The sequence below is a fragment of the Nocardia sp. NPDC052112 genome (genome assembly GCF_040680135.1).
Taxonomy (GTDB): Bacteria; Actinomycetota; Actinomycetes; order Mycobacteriales; family Mycobacteriaceae; genus Nocardia.
In genome coordinates, this window is sequence record NZ_JBFAWD010000035.1 from 37,608 (window position 1) to 54,490 (window position 16,883).

The 16,883-nt window shown below is 64.4% G+C and carries 20 protein-coding genes; 15 read left to right on the forward strand and 5 right to left on the reverse strand.

The window, feature by feature from the left end:
* Positions 1-376 precede the first annotated feature (376 nt).
* The 12 genes from AB0L58_RS38775 to AB0L58_RS38830 all read left to right on the forward strand — a co-directional run bounded on the left by AB0L58_RS38775 (position 377) and on the right by AB0L58_RS38830 (position 10,254).
* A complete protein-coding gene (locus AB0L58_RS38775) occupies positions 377-601 on the forward strand; it encodes a hypothetical protein (RefSeq protein ID WP_357471391.1) in 225 nt (74 codons plus the stop codon).
* The gene (locus tag AB0L58_RS38780; protein WP_364395477.1) at positions 601-789 is read left to right on the forward strand and encodes a hypothetical protein; all 189 of its coding nucleotides are present in this window, start codon (positions 601-603) and stop codon (positions 787-789) included. Before AB0L58_RS38775 ends, AB0L58_RS38780 begins: the two co-directional genes overlap by 1 nt.
* Positions 786-1,646 (forward strand): ABC transporter permease, encoded by an 861-nt coding sequence (locus AB0L58_RS38785; RefSeq protein WP_364395479.1) that lies wholly within the window; start codon positions 786-788, stop codon positions 1,644-1,646. Before AB0L58_RS38780 ends, AB0L58_RS38785 begins: the two co-directional genes overlap by 4 nt.
* A gap of 1 nt (position 1,647) precedes the next feature.
* Complete coding sequence (locus AB0L58_RS38790) at positions 1,648-2,511, forward strand: ABC transporter permease (protein WP_364395481.1); 864 nt, start codon at positions 1,648-1,650, stop codon at positions 2,509-2,511.
* Positions 2,512-2,517: 6 nt separating this feature from the next.
* A complete protein-coding gene (locus tag AB0L58_RS38795; RefSeq protein ID WP_364395483.1) occupies positions 2,518-3,927 on the forward strand; it encodes an MCE family protein in 1,410 nt (469 codons plus the stop codon).
* A gap of 4 nt (positions 3,928-3,931) precedes the next feature.
* Entirely contained in the window at positions 3,932-4,954 is a 1,023-nt protein-coding gene (locus AB0L58_RS38800; RefSeq protein WP_364395485.1) for an MlaD family protein, read from the forward strand.
* On the forward strand, positions 4,954-5,964 hold the full coding sequence (locus tag AB0L58_RS38805) for an MCE family protein (RefSeq protein WP_364395570.1): 1,011 nt from the start codon (positions 4,954-4,956) through the stop codon (positions 5,962-5,964). The genes AB0L58_RS38800 and AB0L58_RS38805 overlap by 1 nt, the downstream gene beginning before the upstream one ends.
* Positions 5,964-7,064: an MCE family protein gene (locus AB0L58_RS38810; protein WP_364395487.1), complete on the forward strand. Its 1,101-nt coding sequence runs from the start codon at positions 5,964-5,966 to the stop codon at positions 7,062-7,064. The genes AB0L58_RS38805 and AB0L58_RS38810 overlap by 1 nt, the downstream gene beginning before the upstream one ends.
* Entirely contained in the window at positions 7,061-8,140 is a 1,080-nt protein-coding gene (locus tag AB0L58_RS38815) for an MCE family protein (protein ID WP_364395489.1), read from the forward strand. The genes AB0L58_RS38810 and AB0L58_RS38815 overlap by 4 nt, the downstream gene beginning before the upstream one ends.
* Positions 8,137-9,315, forward strand: coding sequence for an MCE family protein (locus AB0L58_RS38820; protein WP_364395491.1), 1,179 nt, complete (start codon positions 8,137-8,139; stop codon positions 9,313-9,315). The genes AB0L58_RS38815 and AB0L58_RS38820 overlap by 4 nt, the downstream gene beginning before the upstream one ends.
* An 11-nt stretch (positions 9,316-9,326) precedes the next feature.
* Positions 9,327-9,983 carry a hypothetical protein gene (locus AB0L58_RS38825; RefSeq protein WP_364395493.1) on the forward strand — a complete coding sequence of 219 codons (657 nt, stop codon included), beginning with the start codon at positions 9,327-9,329 and terminating at the stop codon, positions 9,981-9,983.
* A 100-nt stretch (positions 9,984-10,083) separates the two neighbouring features.
* Complete coding sequence (locus AB0L58_RS38830) at positions 10,084-10,254, forward strand: hypothetical protein (RefSeq protein ID WP_364395495.1); 171 nt, start codon at positions 10,084-10,086, stop codon at positions 10,252-10,254.
* Between the two features lie 51 nt (positions 10,255-10,305).
* On the opposite strand, the gene AB0L58_RS38835 is transcribed toward AB0L58_RS38830, so the two are convergent.
* On the reverse strand, positions 10,306-10,905 hold the full coding sequence (locus AB0L58_RS38835; protein WP_364395497.1) for a helix-turn-helix domain-containing protein: 600 nt from the start codon (positions 10,903-10,905) through the stop codon (positions 10,306-10,308).
* 48 nt (positions 10,906-10,953) lie between these two features.
* On the opposite strand from AB0L58_RS38835, the gene AB0L58_RS38840 reads away from it, so the two are divergent.
* The gene (locus tag AB0L58_RS38840) at positions 10,954-12,390 is read left to right on the forward strand and encodes an MDR family MFS transporter (RefSeq protein WP_364395499.1); all 1,437 of its coding nucleotides are present in this window, start codon (positions 10,954-10,956) and stop codon (positions 12,388-12,390) included.
* 16 nt (positions 12,391-12,406) lie between these two features.
* On the opposite strand, the gene AB0L58_RS38845 is transcribed toward AB0L58_RS38840, so the two are convergent.
* Together AB0L58_RS38845 and AB0L58_RS38850 are read right to left on the reverse strand one after the other, a co-directional pair.
* Positions 12,407-12,847 (reverse strand): PIN domain nuclease, encoded by a 441-nt coding sequence (locus AB0L58_RS38845; protein ID WP_364395501.1) that lies wholly within the window; start codon positions 12,845-12,847, stop codon positions 12,407-12,409.
* A complete protein-coding gene (locus tag AB0L58_RS38850) occupies positions 12,844-13,053 on the reverse strand; it encodes a type II toxin-antitoxin system VapB family antitoxin (RefSeq protein ID WP_364395503.1) in 210 nt (69 codons plus the stop codon). The genes AB0L58_RS38845 and AB0L58_RS38850 overlap by 4 nt, the downstream gene beginning before the upstream one ends.
* 129 nt (positions 13,054-13,182) lie before the next feature.
* Between AB0L58_RS38850 and AB0L58_RS38855 the strand changes: the two genes are divergently transcribed.
* A complete protein-coding gene (locus tag AB0L58_RS38855) occupies positions 13,183-14,472 on the forward strand; it encodes a TetR family transcriptional regulator (RefSeq protein ID WP_364395505.1) in 1,290 nt (429 codons plus the stop codon).
* Between the two features lie 189 nt (positions 14,473-14,661).
* Positions 14,662-15,903: a TetR/AcrR family transcriptional regulator gene (locus AB0L58_RS38860; protein ID WP_364395507.1), complete on the forward strand. Its 1,242-nt coding sequence runs from the start codon at positions 14,662-14,664 to the stop codon at positions 15,901-15,903.
* 54 nt (positions 15,904-15,957) lie between these two features.
* On the opposite strand, the gene AB0L58_RS38865 is transcribed toward AB0L58_RS38860, so the two are convergent.
* Both AB0L58_RS38865 and AB0L58_RS38870 read right to left on the reverse strand, forming a co-directional pair.
* Positions 15,958-16,254: a hypothetical protein gene (locus AB0L58_RS38865; protein ID WP_364395509.1), complete on the reverse strand. Its 297-nt coding sequence runs from the start codon at positions 16,252-16,254 to the stop codon at positions 15,958-15,960.
* A 2-nt stretch (positions 16,255-16,256) separates the two neighbouring features.
* The gene (locus AB0L58_RS38870; RefSeq protein WP_364395511.1) at positions 16,257-16,568 is read right to left on the reverse strand and encodes a hypothetical protein; all 312 of its coding nucleotides are present in this window, start codon (positions 16,566-16,568) and stop codon (positions 16,257-16,259) included.
* Between the last annotated feature and the right edge of the window lie 315 nt (positions 16,569-16,883).

The following is a 16,883-nucleotide window of genomic DNA, read 5'->3' on the forward strand; positions in this document are numbered from 1 at the left end:
TCGTCGCCATTGCTGGGCCGGATCACGGTCGCCCGGATCCGCTGTCTCCCTATACCCGCGTGCGTCCGCGCTCACTCGCTTGCTCGTCATCGGATCCTCCTGCGTCAAACCGGCCCCGAGCAGGCCGACCTTCAATTATGTTAATGATGATTCCTCCTGTGTAGTACACAGTATAGGCGGCTGTACCGGCTTCTCTGTCGAGATTTGTAGAACTAAGTGGTCGTAAGTTCTTCCATAACAGAAGGAATCGTGCGTAACATACGCATCCATACCCGTCCGATCGCAGCGTGATCGGCCGCACTCGCGCCGCAGCGAAGTCTCGCCCGGTGCGTATCCCGCCGTGCCGCTCGGGCGGCGGGGGAAAGGACGCAGGCGCATGCTCGAGAAGCTGGATCGAATATTCAGCTACGAGATGAAGGTCTCCGAATTCCTCGGCACCATCATCATTCTCGCCATCCCGTACGGGCTCGTCGGCCTCATCTGGACGCTGACCCACACCAGCCATCTGCACCGCATGCACGGCATCGACGTGGTCATATCCTTCCTCGGCTCGATCGTGTGCTGGCCGGTGCTCACCTTCTCGAATGTGTGCATGACCTGATGATGATCTTGGTTTGGCTCATCGACATCTTGGTGATCGGCGTCAAGATCCTCGGGGGGCGTAGGAAAGTCGATCCGGTGCTGCGGTTCGGGCTATGGCTCGCCGTGCTCAGCACCGCCGTCGCCGGTATCACCGTGCTCGGTTATCTCCTCGTCCTGCTGCAGCATCGACTCAGCGGGTCGGCATGAATACGCATCGCACGGAACGGTCCACTGAACCAACGGATCTGGAGCGGGCCGTCGCGGATCTGCAGGGGCTGTGGCAACGGCATCCGCAGCGGTCGCTGGAGACACTGGGTCGACAGGTTCGGCTCATGCGCGATGCCTTCGTCGAGATACTGCGTGCGATATTCGTGCGCCGCTTCCCATTCCACGAGTTCATCAAGCAGTGCGCGTTCATGGCCGGCGTTTCCGCCGCCCCGACCGTATTCGTCGCGATCCCGGTCGCCGTTGTCGTCTCGATCCAGGTCGGTGCACTCGTCAATCAGGTCGGTGCGACGACCTTTATCGGCGCGGTGAGTGGGCTCGGCATCATCCGGCAGGGTGCGCCGCTGGTTACCTCACTGATGATCGCGGGTGCGGTCGGCTCGGCAATCTGCGCCGATTTCGGCTCCCGCACCATTCGCGAGGAGATCGACGCCATGATGGTGATGGGTGTCGATCCGGTGCGCCGCCTGGTCGGGCCGCGCCTGCTGGCCGCGATCCTGGTCAGCATCCTGCTGTGCGGATTCGTGGTCTTCGTCGGCTTCGCCACCGGCTACCTGTTCAATGTGTACGCCCAGGGCGGCACGGCGGGTTCGTTCATCAGCACCTTCGCCTCCTTCGCGGTGGCGAACGATCTGGTGATCGCACTGGTCAAGGCCGCCGTTTTCGGTGCGCTCACGGCAATCATCGCCTGCGATATCGGCTTGCACACCAAGGGCGGTCCCGGCGGAGTCGCCAACTCGGTGAACGCGGCGGTGGTCAACTCGGCGCTGATGCTGTTCGCGACGAACATCATCATCACCCAGATCTACAACACGCTCTTCCCGGCGAAGGTGATCTGAGATGGGCACTCGATACACCCCGCCCGCGCTGAAGCCGCTTCGTGCGGCGGCCGCGGTCGCCACATTTCCGGTTCAGGCCAACCGACGACTCGGCCATCAGACGATCACCTTCGGTCAAGCCGTGGCGGCAATTCCCTACGTGCTCAGGCACTATCGCAAGGAAGTGCTGCGGCTGACCGCCGATGTGGGCTGGGGCAATGGCTCGCTCATCGTCGGCGGCGGCACGGTCGGTGTGGTCGTCATCCTGTGCGGATTCGGCGGAATCACCGTCGGCATGGAGTCCTATACCGCCCTGAACCTACTCACCATGAATCCGCTGACCGGCGCGATCTCCGGTTTCGCGACGACGCGCGAAATCGGTCCGATTCTGGCGACGCTCGCCTTCGCCATTCAAGCGGGCTGCCGGTTCACCGCGCAGCTGGGTGCGATGCGGATATCCGAGGAGATCGATGCGCTGGAATCCATTGCCATACGACCGCTTCCGTATCTCGTCACCACGCGCATGATCGCCGCCACACTGACCATCGTCCCGCTCTACAGTGTTGGACTCGCCGTCGCGTATCTGATGACGAAACTGGCCGTGCTGTTTCTCGGCGGCACCTCCGCGGGCACCTACGACCACTACTTCTTCCAGTTCCTCAACGGCATCGATGTCTTGTTCTCGGTCGTCAAAGTCGTGGTGTTCGTTCTCATTTCGACCTTCCTCCAGTGCTACTACGGCTATATCGCCACCGGCGGCCCGGAAGGCGTCGGCCACGCGGCCGGGCGCGCGATCAAGATGGTGATCGTCGTCATGGTGTTCGTGAATCTGTTTCTGACCCTTGCGATCTGGGGTATAGACCCCGGATTCCGGATTTCCGGGTAGGTGGCGATGCTGCTCGATCCCAGTGGGCGTGGACCCACCGCACGTCAACTCACTCTCGCCGGAATCGCCATGGCCACGGCGACGGCCTTGCTGCTGTACCTGCTCGGCCTGCGCTATACCGGCTATTTCCAGGGCAAGGTGTCGGTCGTCGCGGTGCTCACCAGCACCGGCGACGGGCTGCCGACCCATGCCGATGTGAAGTTCCGCGGCATGGTCGTCGGTTCGGTCGCCGGTGTCGATGTCGTTGCCCAGGGCGAGCGTCAGGATGCCGCCCTCGAGCTGAAACCCGCTGTAGCGGGCCTGATTCCGGCGAATGTCACCGCTCGCGTGATCCCCGACAATATCTTCGGCGTGACCGCCATCGAACTCGTCGACAACGGGCACGCCACCGAAACCCTGCGCGCGGGCGCCCGCATTCCCGAGGACACCAGCGACGCCACCGTGCAGTTGCAGACCACGCTCAGCGTGCTGCGCGATGTGCTCGACCACATCCAGCCGGAGAAACTGGGCCGGGTGCTCGCGACGCTAGCCGACGCACTCGATCCCGCCGCGCGGGTGCCGGGTTCCACCATCGAACGCCTCGATACCTGGCTGACCCAGATGCACGCGATTCCCGGCATCGGCGATCTGCTCGGCAACCTCGGCCGGGCCGCGACAGCGCTGAGCGTTTCGGCGCCGGATCTGGTCGGCGTGCTCTCGGATTCGGTGACCACCGCGCGCACACTCACCGAGCGGCGCGACAGCCTCGTCGCCTTGCTGACCAATGCCAGCGGTGCGGTCGATTCGGTCAATGCCTTGTTCGCGCGGAATCCGGACTCCGGCAAGGACCTGGTCGTCGGGCTCGACGGCCTGTTCGGTGGCCTGGCCAGGGATCCGCAGGCCATCCCGGATACCGCCGCCAACTTCAATGCCGCGCTGCAACGGGTGCGCACCACCTTCGGATTCGGGCCTAGTCGGCAGATGGTGTGGAAGATGGATGTCAGTTTTACGCCGTTCCAGCAGTACACGGCCAAGGACTGTCCGCACTACGGCACCATGGCCGGTCCGCGCTGTGGCGGCACTACGGTGCCGGATGTCGCACCGCCGCAGGAGTTTCCGCCGCAGCTCATGCCGAAGCGGTTGGCGACCGCGGGTCCAGCGCCCAGTGCTCCCGCGCCGGGGCTACCGGGTATTTCCGGTCTGCCGAGTCTTCCCGGTCTGCCGAGTTTTCCAGGGCTGGCGATGATTCCAGGCACGGCCGCACCAGCCGCCGCGACCGATCGACCTGCCCAGCCGAATTCGGAGCTGCGCGGTCTCGATGCCGCCGCGGCAATCGTCGGCGGCCGACCGACCACCGCGCAGTACCTGCTCTTGGCTCCGGTATTGGCCGGTGGCTCGGTCACCGTGTCCGACACCGCAGCGGATGCAGGGCGGTGAGGACATGAAATCAGGAAAAGCACTGACCGGATTCAGTCTGTTCGCCGTGGTCGCCGTCCTGCTGACGTACACGATCTGGTCGACGCTGCAACGTTCGGTAACCGGCGATACCGATTCGTACTCCGCCACCTTCACCGACGTGCTGGGCCTGCGCGTCGGCGATGACATCAGGATGGCGGGTGTGCGGGTCGGGCGGGTCGACGCCATCTACTTCGACGGCGATTACCAGGCGCGCGTCGACTTCCGCATCCAGCACAATCAACGGCTGACCACGACCACGAAAGCCCTGGTGCGCTACCAGAATCTGATCGGTCAGCGTTATATCGCCCTGGTTCCCGGCAAGGACGAGGGCACGGTGCTGGCCGCCGGGGCGGTGATTCCCGTCGAGCGCACCGAACCCTCCTTCGATGTGTCATCGCTGCTGTCGGGATTCGAACCGCTGTTCAGTGTGCTGCAACCGGATCAGGTCAATTCGCTGTCGGAGACCTTGATCCAGGCCCTGCAGGGCAACAATGTCTCGCTCAGTGCCCTGATCACCCAGGCCGCCGAACTCGCGGGCACCTTCGGTCAGCGGGACCGGATTCTCGGCGATGTCATCAGCAATCTCAGCAGTGTGATCGCGGGTCTGGCCCATCGCGGCGGCGAGCTGGAAACCCTTATCACGCAGGCGCGTTCGCTGGTGGAATCGCTGTACGCACAGGGCGAGTCGCTGAAATCGTCGGTCGATACCGTGGCTCGATCCACCGATTCGCTGGCGGCACTGATTGCTCAGGTGAAGCCGAATCTGGCTCGGGCACAAAACGATGCCAGCAGTGGTGTCGCCCTGCTGATCCTCAATGGCGCGTCCTTGGATCAGTCGGCGGTCGAGCTGCCGACCGTCCTCAATGGTCTCGCCCGGTTCACCAGCTATGGCGCATATGCCAACGCCTACCTCTGCTCGCTGGATGTTTCGCTGTGGGGCGTATTGCTGCCACCCGGGCTGTTCTCGCAGGTGGGCGGCAATTCTCATTCGGAGGTCTGCCGATGATGGCATTACTGGGGCGGGTGCGTCCGGTGCGCAATCGCCTGCTGTGGCTCGGACTGCTCGCGGCCGGTTCGGTCGTCGTGCTGCTGGTCGGCTCGAGTGCGCTATCGCAGGCGCATCTGGGCGAGAAGACGATTCACGCCGAATTCGCACAGGCGGCGGGTCTGCGCTCGGGAGCATCGGTGGATATCTCCGGCATCGAGGTCGGTTCGGTGCGTGCCGTGCGACTCGATGGCGCGAAGGTCGTCGTGGATCTGAAGGTGCGCAAGGATCTTCGTCTCGGGCCGGATGCCTCGGCCGCCATCGAGATGGCGACCATTCTCGGCAAACTGCATGTCGAATTGGTGCCGGGCAATGGAAAAGGACTGCCGGACAACCGAATTCCGTTGACACAGACCTCGGTGCCGTACAACCTCGGCAAGGTTGTTCGGGATCCGACCTACACATCGTCCTTCGAGCGCATCGAACGCCTGGATCCGGCGAAATTGCGGCAGTCACTGGATGTGCTCAGTCAGCAGATGGGGGACTCCCCGCAGCTCACCGTCGAGGCGCTGAACAGCATCGGCGCCCTGGCCAAGGTGATCAATGACCGCCGCGACGAGGTGGATACGCTGCTGAAGAGCATGGATCAGGTGGCCCAACTCGCCTCCGACAACCGCAATAGCGTGCTGCTGCTACTGACCCGCGGCGAGGCCATCGGCAATGCGGTCGCGCTGCGGCAGAACCTGCTGAAGCAACTGCTCGACAATGTCGCGAGCCTGTCGCGGCTGCTGCAGCAGATGGGCCTGGAGAACCAGGATCAACTCGGCCCGCTCATCCAGAATCTGAACACCATGTCCGAGGGCCTGGAAAAGAACCGGGACAACCTCGATTCGCTCTATGAAATCATGCCGGTCGCATTGCGGCAGTTCAACAATGCCCTCGGCAACGGCCCGTACGGCGATGTGTGGGCGCCATGGGTATTTCCGGACAACTGGCTGTGCTTCGCCCGAGCCGTACCGGGGTGCAACTGATGAAGATGCGGACCTTACTGAAATCGACGGTGCTCGGCCTGGCCGTGACGGTGGCGACCGGCTGTTCGCTGCTGCCCGACAGCCTCACCGCACTGCCCGGTCGATATCTCGGTGAACACCTGCAGATCAGTGCCGATTTCGAGAATGTCGCCGGTCTCTACGCGGGCAACGACGTCGCGGTGCTCGGCGTTCCGGTCGGCCGGGTCGATACCGTGACCCCCAAGGGCAGCTACGTCGAAGTCACCATGTCCATCGACAAGAGCGTGCGCATCCCCACCGACGCCATCGCGGCGCTGGTCTCACCACAGCTGATCACCAATCGGCATGTGGAACTCGCTCCCGCCTATGCGGGCAATGGTCCGGTGCTGACCGACGGCCAGCACATTCCGCTGGCCCGGACCCGTACCCCGGTCGAACTCGACCGCATTCTCGAAACGTTCGATCAACTCGGCGCGGCATTGAAGGGCGACAACGAAACCGGACCGATGGCGAGTCGGGTGCTGTTCCCGCTGCTGAACGGCAACGGCGACAAGCTGCGCGAAACGCTGGACGATCTGTCCTCCGCATTCGAGGTCACCCTTGCCAATGGTGATCAGATCTCGAATACCATCGTAAAACTCAATGAGATCACCGAGATAATCGCCCAGAACGACCAGACGGTACGGGATTTCAGCGGTCGGCTCACCGAACTCGTGCAGCTGATGGGGGAGCAGGCGCCGGGACTGCAGGCGGTGATCACCCAGCTCGACGACTTCGTCACCAATACCGCGACCGTGGTCGGCCAGAACCGGGAACAACTGCTCGGCGCGCTCACCCGATTCACGACATTGACCGCGCAGATGCGGGCCAATGCCCGTGGGCTCACCGAAATCACCGATCTGGCGCCGCTGTTCTTCGAGAACTTCTCGAATGCCGTGAGCCGGGAGAACCAGGCACTGCGCCTGCACGGTCTGTTGGACAAGGCTGTGCTGGACGGCGAGGCGCTTTCGCTGTTCTGTGAGCGCATCCAGCTGCGCCTCGATGGTTGCCGCACCGGGAAGATCCAGGACTTCGGGCCCGACTTCGGGTTGACCGCCGCGCTGCTCGGGATCACCGAATGAGTGCGGCGCGTGCGGCTTTCGTCGCGGCAACGGTTGTCGTGGCCGCGGCCGGGTGTGCCGTGACCGTCGATAACGTGCCGCTGCCGAAGCCGGGCATCGGCGGTCCCGGATATGAGCTGCACGCCGTATTCGAAGACGCGCTCAACCTGCCGGCGAATGCGCACGTGAAGATCGGCGGCACCGAAATCGGCATGGTCTCCGAGATCAGCACCACGAACTTCCTCGCCGATGTCGAAATGCGGATTCGGCAGGACATTCAGCTGCCTCGCGGTACCACCGCGGAACTGCGCCAGGCCACCCCGCTCGGTGACATGTTCGTCGCCATGACCCTGCCCGCTGACCAGGGCAGTGCCGAGATGCTGCGGCCCGGCGATACCATCGCACCCGACCACACCGGCACCGGCGCATCGGTCGAACAGCTGATGATGTCGATCTCGATGCTGCTCAATGGTGGTGGGCTCAATCAGGTTGCGCGGATAACCACCGAAATGAATTCGATGTTCGCCGGGCGCGCACCGCAGCTCGCACATCTGATCACCGAGCTGACCGATGTGCTCGCGGCACTGAACGCGCGCACCGCCGATGTCGACAGCGTGCTCTCCGGACTGAATGTGCTCACCGGCGAATTGGCCAGGCGTAAAGCGGAATTGGGGGCGGCCGCGGATACCTTTCCGCCGCTGATCGGATTGGTCGCCGAAAACAACAGGAGCATTGCCGAACTCGTCGCCAAGGTCTCGGTCACCATGTCCGCGCTCGGTGATTTCACCGATACCACCGGTCCGGAATTCCTGAGCCTGTTCGACAGCATCCAGCGGCTGATGTCCGGATTCACCCAGATGGGCGACAATCTGGCAGGCACGCTGGACGGCCTGCATGCCATCTATCCGAATGTCATGGCCAGCTACGACGGACCGGTGCTTGCCGTCGCCGCGACGGTCTCCTATCTCGATATCGGCGCGCTCACCGATCCGAAGGGCAGCCGCTGGCCGGAAATCGGTGACGTACCAGCATTTATCGGCAGTCTCGCCGAGGTGATGCAGAAGGTCATCGGACGACTGCAGGGCGGTGGACGATGAATATTCCGCTGTGGCACTGGCTGGTTCGGCATCGGATCGCCGTGGCCGATATCGGGTTGATCGTCGTGCTCGTGCTCGGCATGTCCTATCTCGGTGCGGCCGTCCTGCGGATCAATCCGCTGCCGAGCACCTATCGGGTCCGGGTCGAGCTGAAGAGTTCCGGTGGACTCGCGCCGAACAATGACGTCACCTTTCGTGGCAGTCGGGTCGGCAAGGTGCTCGACGTTCGGGTATCCGGTGACGGTGTGGCCGCCATTGCCGAAATCGACGACACCGCAAGGATTCCGGTGGGCGGTACCGTCGCCGTCGGCCGGCTCTCGGCGGCGGGGGAGCAGTACCTGGATTTCCGCCCCGATTCCGATAGCGGACCGTATCTGTCCGACGGTTCGATCGTCGAGCGATCGGCGACGAGCACACCGGTGACGGTCCAGTCGGTGCTCACGAATATGAGCGGGCTGGTCGGCGGCATGAATCCGGCCCGGCTCACTGTGATCATCGATGAACTCGACAAGGCGCTGGCCGGTGGTCCGGATCGGTTGCGCAATATGGTCGCCGGCATCAGCCGGGCCATGTCCGGCCTGACCGATCTGCTGCCGCAGACCCAGCGACTCATCGAGAACTTGCAGGTTATCGCCGAAACCACCACCCACGCCCAACCCGATCTGACCACGCTGACCACCGGCTCGAGCGCACTGTTCCAACAGTTGACCGCGGCTGATCAGGAAGTGCGCAGATTCCTCGAACTCGGGCCCGATCAATTGGCCACCCTCGGCGGCATCGTGCACGACACACAGGATCCGATGACCAATCTGATCACCAACTTCGTCGCCATCACCAAGGCGGCCAAACTTCGCCAACCGGCCATCGAAGCACTGTTCCCGGCGCTGCGAGCGGGTTCGGAGGCCATCGGGATTCCGGCGCACGACAATGCCTATAACACGATGGTCGATCCATGGCCGCGGCCGACCTGCGATTACCAGACGATCCCGGTGGTGCCGACCGAGAAGACCGTCGATACCAGGGTGCGGCTCTACAACTACTGCGTCACCACCGATCCCGCGCTGCAGATTCGTGGTTCGGCGAACGCGCCACGGCCGGATGTGCCGGACAACGGCTCCGGCCCGCCGCCCGGCGTCACCGGCAATGAACTCTCCCGACCCGTACCCGGCAGATAGGAACGAGAAATATGAGTGACAACGAGAACGCGCAGGCCGATGCCGCTGCGCCCGAGGAAACAGGTTCGCTCGATCAGGATATCGACGCGAACACGAGTGCCGCACCCGATGCGAGCGCGAAAGCGACTGCGGCCGAACGGTATGCGTTCCTCCGGGCGCCCAGTCAGCGCACCGCGTTCGCCTACCGCGCCGCTACCGCCTCGCTGCTCGTCGCCGCGCTCGCGTCCACGGTGTTCTTCTACCTCCAGAACAAGGACAACAAGGCCATCGTCACCGCCCACGAGGACGCCCGCCTCGCCGCCTGCCGATACGCGCCCGTACTCGCCGACTACGACGCCAAGAACCTGGACAAATACTTCGCCGCAGTCCTGGACGGCGCCACCGGCGACTGGAAAAGGCAATTCGACAGCACCAGCACGGAATTACGCGACGTCCTCACCCAAGGCGAGGTGGTCTCGAAGGTCAACGACGTCCAGTGCGCGATCAAATCCGGCGACACCACCTCCGCCGAAGCCATTGTCGTCATCGGCCAGACCATCACCAGCATGGGCACCCAGGGCAAGCCGGCCCCCGGTCAGCTGTCCATGGTGATGCGGTTGGCAAAGGTGGACGGCCGCTGGCTGGTCGACAAGGTGAACTCACCGCTCGCCACGCCACCCCGGTCCTAGCCCCGGGACGGCTGCGATAAGACGAGCGGCTCATCGGGCGAACACTGCGAATGCCCGCGTACTCGGGCCGGACGTCGACCGCGCCGAGTTCCTGGGCGCTGTGTCGACGGCATGGGAAGAGCTCGACCCAGACGACTACCCGTTCACCCGGGCCGTCGCGAACCAGCTGCGCGAGCACGACGGCCGCGAGCAATTCCTCGCCGGGATCGATCTCGTCCGCATCGCGCCGCACCTGCCCAGTGGACAGCCGCGCACTCCACCCGCCACCTGAACCCGCGCTCCTGCCTCCGGCTACGCGAAACCGTGACCGGCACTTGCTATTTCACCGGATGGAGAAACCGGTGAGCAGCAGTTCGGCCACCTGGACGCCGAGTTCGGACGGATCGGCGCGGCGGCTGCGGGCGAAGCGGGTGACGATGTGCAGGGTGCCGACGATGGCCTGGGGCAACAGCTCCGGTGGCAGGTCCGAGCGGAGGACGCCCTCGGCTTGGCCGCGTTCGACGAGTTCGAAGACCGCCTGGTGCATGCGTCGGGCGGCCGGTGGCGGTGAGGGCCGGTGGGTGTCGGCGGGGAGTGGCTGCCAGGCGGTGTTCACCGACAACATCGGATAGCGCTGGATGATCGCGGCCATTTCGATGATGAGTTCGCGCAGTGCGGTGCGCGGATCGAGTTCGCGGTCGCGCGCGTCGCTGATGACCCGCTGGGCCTCGATGGCGGCGGTGTCATGAATGGCGCGTCGAATGGCATCGCGGTTGCGGTAGCGCCGGTAGATGGTCATCCGGGCGACCTCGGCCTCGTCGGCGATGCGCTGGATGGTGGCGTGCGGATCGTCGGCGAGCACCCGCGCCGCGGTGCGCAGAATGTGCTCGTCATTGCGCTGCGCGTCACTGCGTGGTCCGCGACGGCGAACGGATTCGCTCACCACTTAAGTGTTACACATGCGACCCACTTAGCCTTCTAGCGTCGAGCCATGCGAGCCGAACAAACATCCGAAGAACGTCTCGATCCCCAACTGATCCGACTCGGCCTGGTCGTGGTGGTCGGCGTCTTCATGAGCATGCTGGACACCACGATCGTCAATGTCGCACTGCGCACACTCGGGCGTGAGCTCGATGCCGGATTGCCGACGATCCAATGGATCGTCACCGGTTACCTGCTCGCGCTCGCCGTGGTCATCCCGACCACCGGTTGGCTGACCGAACGGTTCGGCGGGAAACAGGTGTTCGTGCTGGCCACCGCCGCTTTCACGATTACGTCGGGACTGTGTGCGGCCGCGTGGAATGCCGACAGCCTCATCGCCTTTCGCATCGCCCAGGGTGCCGCCGGTGCGTTGCTCATGCCGGTGGCGCAGACGATTCTGGCGCGGGCCGCGGGACCCCACCGAATGGGCCGGGCGATGACCGTGGTCGGTGTGCCCGCCATGCTGGCCCCGATCCTCGGGCCGGTATTGGGCGGCGCGCTGATCGACAATGTCTCGTGGCGGTGGATCTTCTTGATCAATGTTCCGGTGGGCGCGGTGTCGGTACTCCTCAGCATGCGACTGCTGCCTACGGATGCGGTGTCGAAGCGCTCGCAGCCGTTCGACTTTCGCGGGTTGGCGCTGCTCGGCCCCGGACTCGCGCTGCTCGTCTACGGGTTGTCGCGGGCAGGTGAGGACGGCAGCTTCGCACCCGCCGAAGTGTGGCTCACCATGCTCGGCGGTATCGCGCTGATGGCCCTGTTCGGTCGGTACGCCGTCGGCCACGGCGAGCGGGCCCTCATTCCGCTCGGCTACTTCCGTGACCGGGCGTTCACCGGCGCGAGCGTGGTTTCGCTATCGCTCGGCCTCACGATCTTCGGCGTAATGCTGCTGATTCCGCTGTACTACCAACAGGTTCGAGCCGAGAGCGCACTGCTGGCCGGATTGCTCATGGCCCCACAGGGAGTCGGCACCGCATTGGCCATGCCCATCGCGGGCAAGCTCACCGACGCCTACGGACCACGGCGCGTTGTCCTCGCGGGCAGCATCCTGACAACGCTGAGTGCGCTTGCGCTGACCCAGGTTTCGACAACTACGTCCTACTGGCTGCTGGCCGGTGTCCTCGCCGTCCGTGGCCTCGGTTTCGGCGCGACCATGATGCCTGCGATGGCGGCCGGTTACCGCAATCTGCCGTCTACCGCGGCCGGTCATGCCAGCAGCGTGCTACAGATCCTCTCGCGCGTCGGCGGAACACTCGGTGCCGCCCTGATGGCGGTCATCCTCGCCCAACACATCGCCGCCGCCGAACGCACGCCCGCCGCACTGAGCAATGCCTATGCCAGCACGTTCTGGTGGGCCGTTGCCGCCAATGCCATCGGCATCGCCTTCGCCCTGTTGCTGCCCGACACGCCGCCGACGCGCCCTGACAATATGGCTGAGCCGAGGTGACAGGGCACCCGTAGTCTCACGTCTTATCGAGGCTTCCTTGCGGCACCACCCAAACATGCGGTTGCCTCGTAACCGCGGCAATGTGTTCGAAGTCAGCGTCGTAATGCACCAAGACCGCACCATGGAACTCGGCGACGGCCGCTGTCATCAGATCCACGATGCCAGTGGCTCGATGCTGACTCTTGCGCGCCATCAATTGCTGTACCTCACGCGCGCGGTCGGCAATGGTTTCGTTGATGGGGAGATTGACATAGAGACCGCGTCGGCGTTGCGCAATGTTCTGCACGTCAGCAAGATTGCGGCCCGAGTAGCCGGCTTCCAGGTCGACAGTGACGCAGGTCGCCGCAGCACGATCGGCGATGAGGCCGGCCAGCACAACTCGCACCCCCTCATGTCTGAGTCGAGCGCTTGCGGAGGTATCGATGAGGTGCAGCCGGAGGGGAGTGGTTTCGCTCAACGGCGCGCCTGGTCCATGACCTCCGCGTCACCGATATCCGGTCCGACGCCGAATCCATACGGATCGTTCAGTACCTGGTCGATCCGGCGTCGGCGTTCCGCGACGAACTCCAAGGCCGCGTTCACCGTGTCCTTCTTTGTGGTTGTCCCCAGCTCCTTGGCCGCCAAGGCCAGGGCTTCGTCATTCACGTCGATCATTGTCTTCATATATCCAAGAATATATACAGTGAGATACTTGAAGCAATACGCATGGGAGACTTCGACTGCTTGTCCCACCTGGGCAAATCAGACCGACCTAGACAGTTGGGGTGGTCGGAGGGTCGATACCATGGCCGCATGAGTGTCGACAATCGCCGTACGGCGCGCAAGGCGGTCAGCGGCGACTCGGCACCGCGGGAGATTCGGCGCAGGCCGAAGAATCGGCGGGCCCAGATCGCGGCGGCCTCGGCGGCCGCGTTCGGCGCGCTGGGTTATCACGGCGTGAGCATGGAGGACATCGCCTCCGGGCTCGGCATCAGCTCGGCGGCGCTGTACCGGCACTATCCGAGCAAGTACGCGCTGTTCCGAGCGGAATTGCTGCGGGTGGGCCGGGCCATGACGGACTCGGTCGAGCTGCCCGAGGCCGCCGCGAGCCGGGGGATGGCAGCCGACGGAGTCGGCGGGGTGGGTAAGCCCTGGACGCCGGAGCGGCGGCTGCGCCAAGTACTCGACGCTCTGATCGGCGTCACGATCGAGAATCGGCCGACCGTCACGCTGGTGCGCTGGGAGGGCCGCTATCTCGAACCGGAGGATCTGGCTGTCCTGACCGACCAGCAGCTCGCCGTCGTGGGTGCGATCGGTGTGCAATTGGCCGCATTGCGACCGGAACTCGCCGATGACGAACTGCGGGTGTTGCGTGCCGCCCTGCTCAGCGTGATCACCAGCATCGCCGATCACCATGCCAACCTGCCCGCGAAATCCCTTGCCCGGCTATTGAGTTCGGCCTGCTGGTCGATCGTGCCCGCCGAGCTGCCCGCGGTCGAAGCGGATGCCGAACTGCCGGTGGCGGCGGAGATTCCGGATTCGTTCAAACATGAGCTGTTGCTGCGCAAGGCCGTCGAACTCTTTCACGATCGCGGCTATCCGAATGTCAGCGTCGAGGAAATCGCCACTGCCGCAGGGCTTTCCGCCGCATCGGCGGTGTACCGGTTCTATCGGGGCAAGAGCGATCTGCTCGCGGCCGCGTTCAGACGGGCGGCCGACCGGGTTTCCGGTGCGATCGGCCCGGCGGTGGCGGCGGCGGCCGACTCGGAAGCGGCGCTGACCACGCTGATCGAACAGTACGTCGAGGGCTCGTTCTCCGAACGCGCACTGACCTTCGTGTATTACACAGAGTTCCAGCATGTTCCGAGCGACGAGCGCACCGTGCTGCGAAATATCCAGCGGCTCAGCGTCGAAGAGTGGGCGCGGCTGCTGCGCGATGTGCGCCCGGAGCTCTCACCTGCCGAGGCCCGCTTCCTCATCCATGCCGCCTTCGCGTTGGTGGTCGATCTGGGGCGGACCTTCAGCACCGAACCGATCGCCGCCCCGGCCCGAGTGCGGTTGCTTATGCAGCTGGTCCTGTTCGGCCGCCCGGCCCGCGCGTAGTCTGCGCCCGCACTTGGCTGTGCGACCCATCGTCGGGTCGCATTATGTTATCGATCATTCTTTGTTCATACGCCGGAAGTCATCCACGTAATAGCCTAATTCTATATCCTTTTGTGATCTTGCATTCAACACGATTTCAGCACTGGGAAGAGGCGTCGAGCAAGCGTCCGGTTGGGCTAACATCGCGGGATGGATGCCGAGGATCGTCGCGCAACGGAGGACGCGACCGCAGACCGCACCGCGCCATCGCGTGAGGTGCGCCGCCGCCCGCGCAACCGACGGGCGCAGATCGCCGCCGCCTCCGCGGAGGCCTTCGGTTCGTTCGGCTACCACGGCGTGAGCATGGAGGACATCGCCTCGCGCCTCGATATCAGCTCTACCGCACTGTATCGGCACTATCCGAGCAAATACGCCCTGTTCCGGGAGGAGGCGCTGCGATTGGCCGGACTGAGCACCGAGGCCGTGCGCCTGCCCGAGCGACTGCGTGACCGGCCCGCCGCCGAGCGCTTGGACCACATACTCGATGCCCTGATCGCGGCCTCCATCGCCAATCGCCGCAGCGCCGCACTGCTGCGCTGGCAGAACCGCTATCTGGCGGAAGCCGACCGCCAGATCCTCATCGATCACCTGATCACCACCGATTCGGCTGCCCGCGAACTGCTCGCCGAGACCCGCCCCGAGTTGCCCGACCGAGACCGGGCGGTACTGTCGGCCGCCGCGATGAGCGTCATCGGCAGCATCTCCGATCATCACGTCGCGGTGCCCGTGCGCGCATTGGCGGCCCTGCTGCGCTCGGCCTGCCATGCGGTGATCGCCGCTGATCTGCCCGCATCCGGCGATGACACCGAAACCCTTGGCGCGAAGGAGGTTCCGCTCACCTTCAAACACGAGCTGCTGCTGGTGCGGGCCATCGAGCTGTTCCATGAACACGGATATCCCAATGTGAGCGTCGAGGATATCGCCAATGCGGCGGGCCTACCCGCATCGTCGGCGGTGTATCGCTTCTACCGCAGCAAGGGCGACCTGCTCGCGGCCGCGTTCCGCCGTGCCGCGGACCGGGTTTCGGCGGCCATCGGTCCCGCCATCGCCGCATCGGATACTCCGGAACAGGCACTGAGCACCCTGATCGAGCTCTATGTGCAGGGCTCCTTCGCCGAGCGCGACCTGACCTTCGTCTACTACGCGGAGATCAGCAATGTGCCCCCGGAGGACCGCACCGTACTGCGAAATATCCAGCGGCTCAATGTCGAAGAGTGGGCCAAACTGCTCATCGGGGTCCGGCCGAAGTTGTCCCCGGCCGAGGCGCGGGTATTGGTACATGCCGCGCTGGCATTGGTGGTCGACCTCGGCCAGTGGCTCGGACCCGATAACCCGCTGTGCTCGCAGCAGCGGGTCGCACACCTGATGCGGGTCATCCTCTTCGGCAGCTAGGTCATCCGACAGCGCATTCACGACCGGTCGCATCGATGGTCCGGCGGTTCATCGCTATCCATAACGGCCGCGGCCGGTTTGGTCTCCAGCGGATTCACCGGCGCGCGGAACCGCGCGACCGCTGGTCGGCTGGATCGTGGCCGCATCGGCTTTGTCGATTTCGGCGTCCGAGTCGGATATCCAGCTGTCCTCGACCCGGCTCAGCGAGCCGTCTGCGGCCTGGTAGATCGGGTCGCTATCGGTCGGAGCAATGGCGAGCTTCTGCAGGGTCTCTTCGTGGAACTGCGCGAGCAACGCCCGTACGGAAGGAGTTGTCTCCCGCGAACGAGACGGATCGAGATCGGATGGCATTTTCACGCCCTCAACGGATTTGGATGATCCGCTGTACTGAGCAGCACCGCCCAATAGTCATCGCGCAGGACGTTCCACAGGTCTTCGTGCTGCGGAAGCAGCTCTCGGGCGTCGGCCAAATCCGGATACGCGTCGAATCCGATCGTGCCGAGTTGCGCTCCGTAGAGCGGTGTCTTGGACGGCACTCGGTAAGCGGTGAAATGCTCCGTAGGAAACTGCACGCGCAGGACACGCGGCATACGCGCTACCAACTGCCACACCGCGACCTTGTGACCGTCCTCGGTTCGCGCGGTCCGCAACTCGACTCGGCGCATCACGCCTCCCTGTTGGTGCGCCCGATGTCGGGGGACGCCAAACCCCGGCGCCGGGACGATTCATCAGGGTCGGCCTGGTAACTCCACTGATTGACCGCAACGACGAACAGTTCGATCACTTCGGTGGGAGGCGGTTGCCACCGGCCTTGACCCTCGGGCCGTGGTGGGCCGACGAACGGGTTTCGGTGCGGCAGAACACAATCAGGCTGTGACTGTCGTCTGTTCAACACGCGTGCTCTCCTCGGCTCGGCCGCGTCCTTGGTAGGCACCCCGTGACCGGTTGGCGTCACATGTCACGGGGCCGACTCCGACGCT

Excerpts from the sequence above, each read along its gene's own strand:
- AB0L58_RS38775 (WP_357471391.1), top strand. The coding sequence starts at position 377 with ATGCTCGAGAAGCTGGATCGAATATTCAGCTACGAGATGAAGGTCTCC.
- AB0L58_RS38780 (WP_364395477.1), top strand. The coding sequence starts at position 601 with ATGATGATCTTGGTTTGGCTCATCGACATCTTGGTGATCGGCGTCAAG.
- AB0L58_RS38785 (WP_364395479.1), top strand. The coding sequence starts at position 786 with ATGAATACGCATCGCACGGAACGGTCCACTGAACCAACGGATCTGGAG.
- AB0L58_RS38790 (WP_364395481.1), top strand. The coding sequence starts at position 1,648 with ATGGGCACTCGATACACCCCGCCCGCGCTGAAGCCGCTTCGTGCGGCG.
- AB0L58_RS38795 (WP_364395483.1), top strand. The coding sequence starts at position 2,518 with ATGCTGCTCGATCCCAGTGGGCGTGGACCCACCGCACGTCAACTCACT.
- AB0L58_RS38800 (WP_364395485.1), top strand. The coding sequence starts at position 3,932 with ATGAAATCAGGAAAAGCACTGACCGGATTCAGTCTGTTCGCCGTGGTC.
- AB0L58_RS38805 (WP_364395570.1), top strand. The coding sequence starts at position 4,954 with ATGGCATTACTGGGGCGGGTGCGTCCGGTGCGCAATCGCCTGCTGTGG.
- AB0L58_RS38810 (WP_364395487.1), top strand. The coding sequence starts at position 5,964 with ATGAAGATGCGGACCTTACTGAAATCGACGGTGCTCGGCCTGGCCGTG.
- AB0L58_RS38815 (WP_364395489.1), top strand. The coding sequence starts at position 7,061 with ATGAGTGCGGCGCGTGCGGCTTTCGTCGCGGCAACGGTTGTCGTGGCC.
- AB0L58_RS38820 (WP_364395491.1), top strand. The coding sequence starts at position 8,137 with ATGAATATTCCGCTGTGGCACTGGCTGGTTCGGCATCGGATCGCCGTG.
- AB0L58_RS38825 (WP_364395493.1), top strand. The coding sequence starts at position 9,327 with ATGAGTGACAACGAGAACGCGCAGGCCGATGCCGCTGCGCCCGAGGAA.
- AB0L58_RS38840 (WP_364395499.1), top strand. The coding sequence starts at position 10,954 with ATGCGAGCCGAACAAACATCCGAAGAACGTCTCGATCCCCAACTGATC.
- AB0L58_RS38850 (WP_364395503.1), bottom strand. The coding sequence starts at position 13,053 with ATGAAGACAATGATCGACGTGAATGACGAAGCCCTGGCCTTGGCGGCC.
- AB0L58_RS38855 (WP_364395505.1), top strand. The coding sequence starts at position 13,183 with ATGAGTGTCGACAATCGCCGTACGGCGCGCAAGGCGGTCAGCGGCGAC.
- AB0L58_RS38860 (WP_364395507.1), top strand. The coding sequence starts at position 14,662 with ATGGATGCCGAGGATCGTCGCGCAACGGAGGACGCGACCGCAGACCGC.
- AB0L58_RS38865 (WP_364395509.1), bottom strand. The coding sequence starts at position 16,254 with ATGCCATCCGATCTCGATCCGTCTCGTTCGCGGGAGACAACTCCTTCC.
- AB0L58_RS38870 (WP_364395511.1), bottom strand. The coding sequence starts at position 16,568 with ATGCGCCGAGTCGAGTTGCGGACCGCGCGAACCGAGGACGGTCACAAG.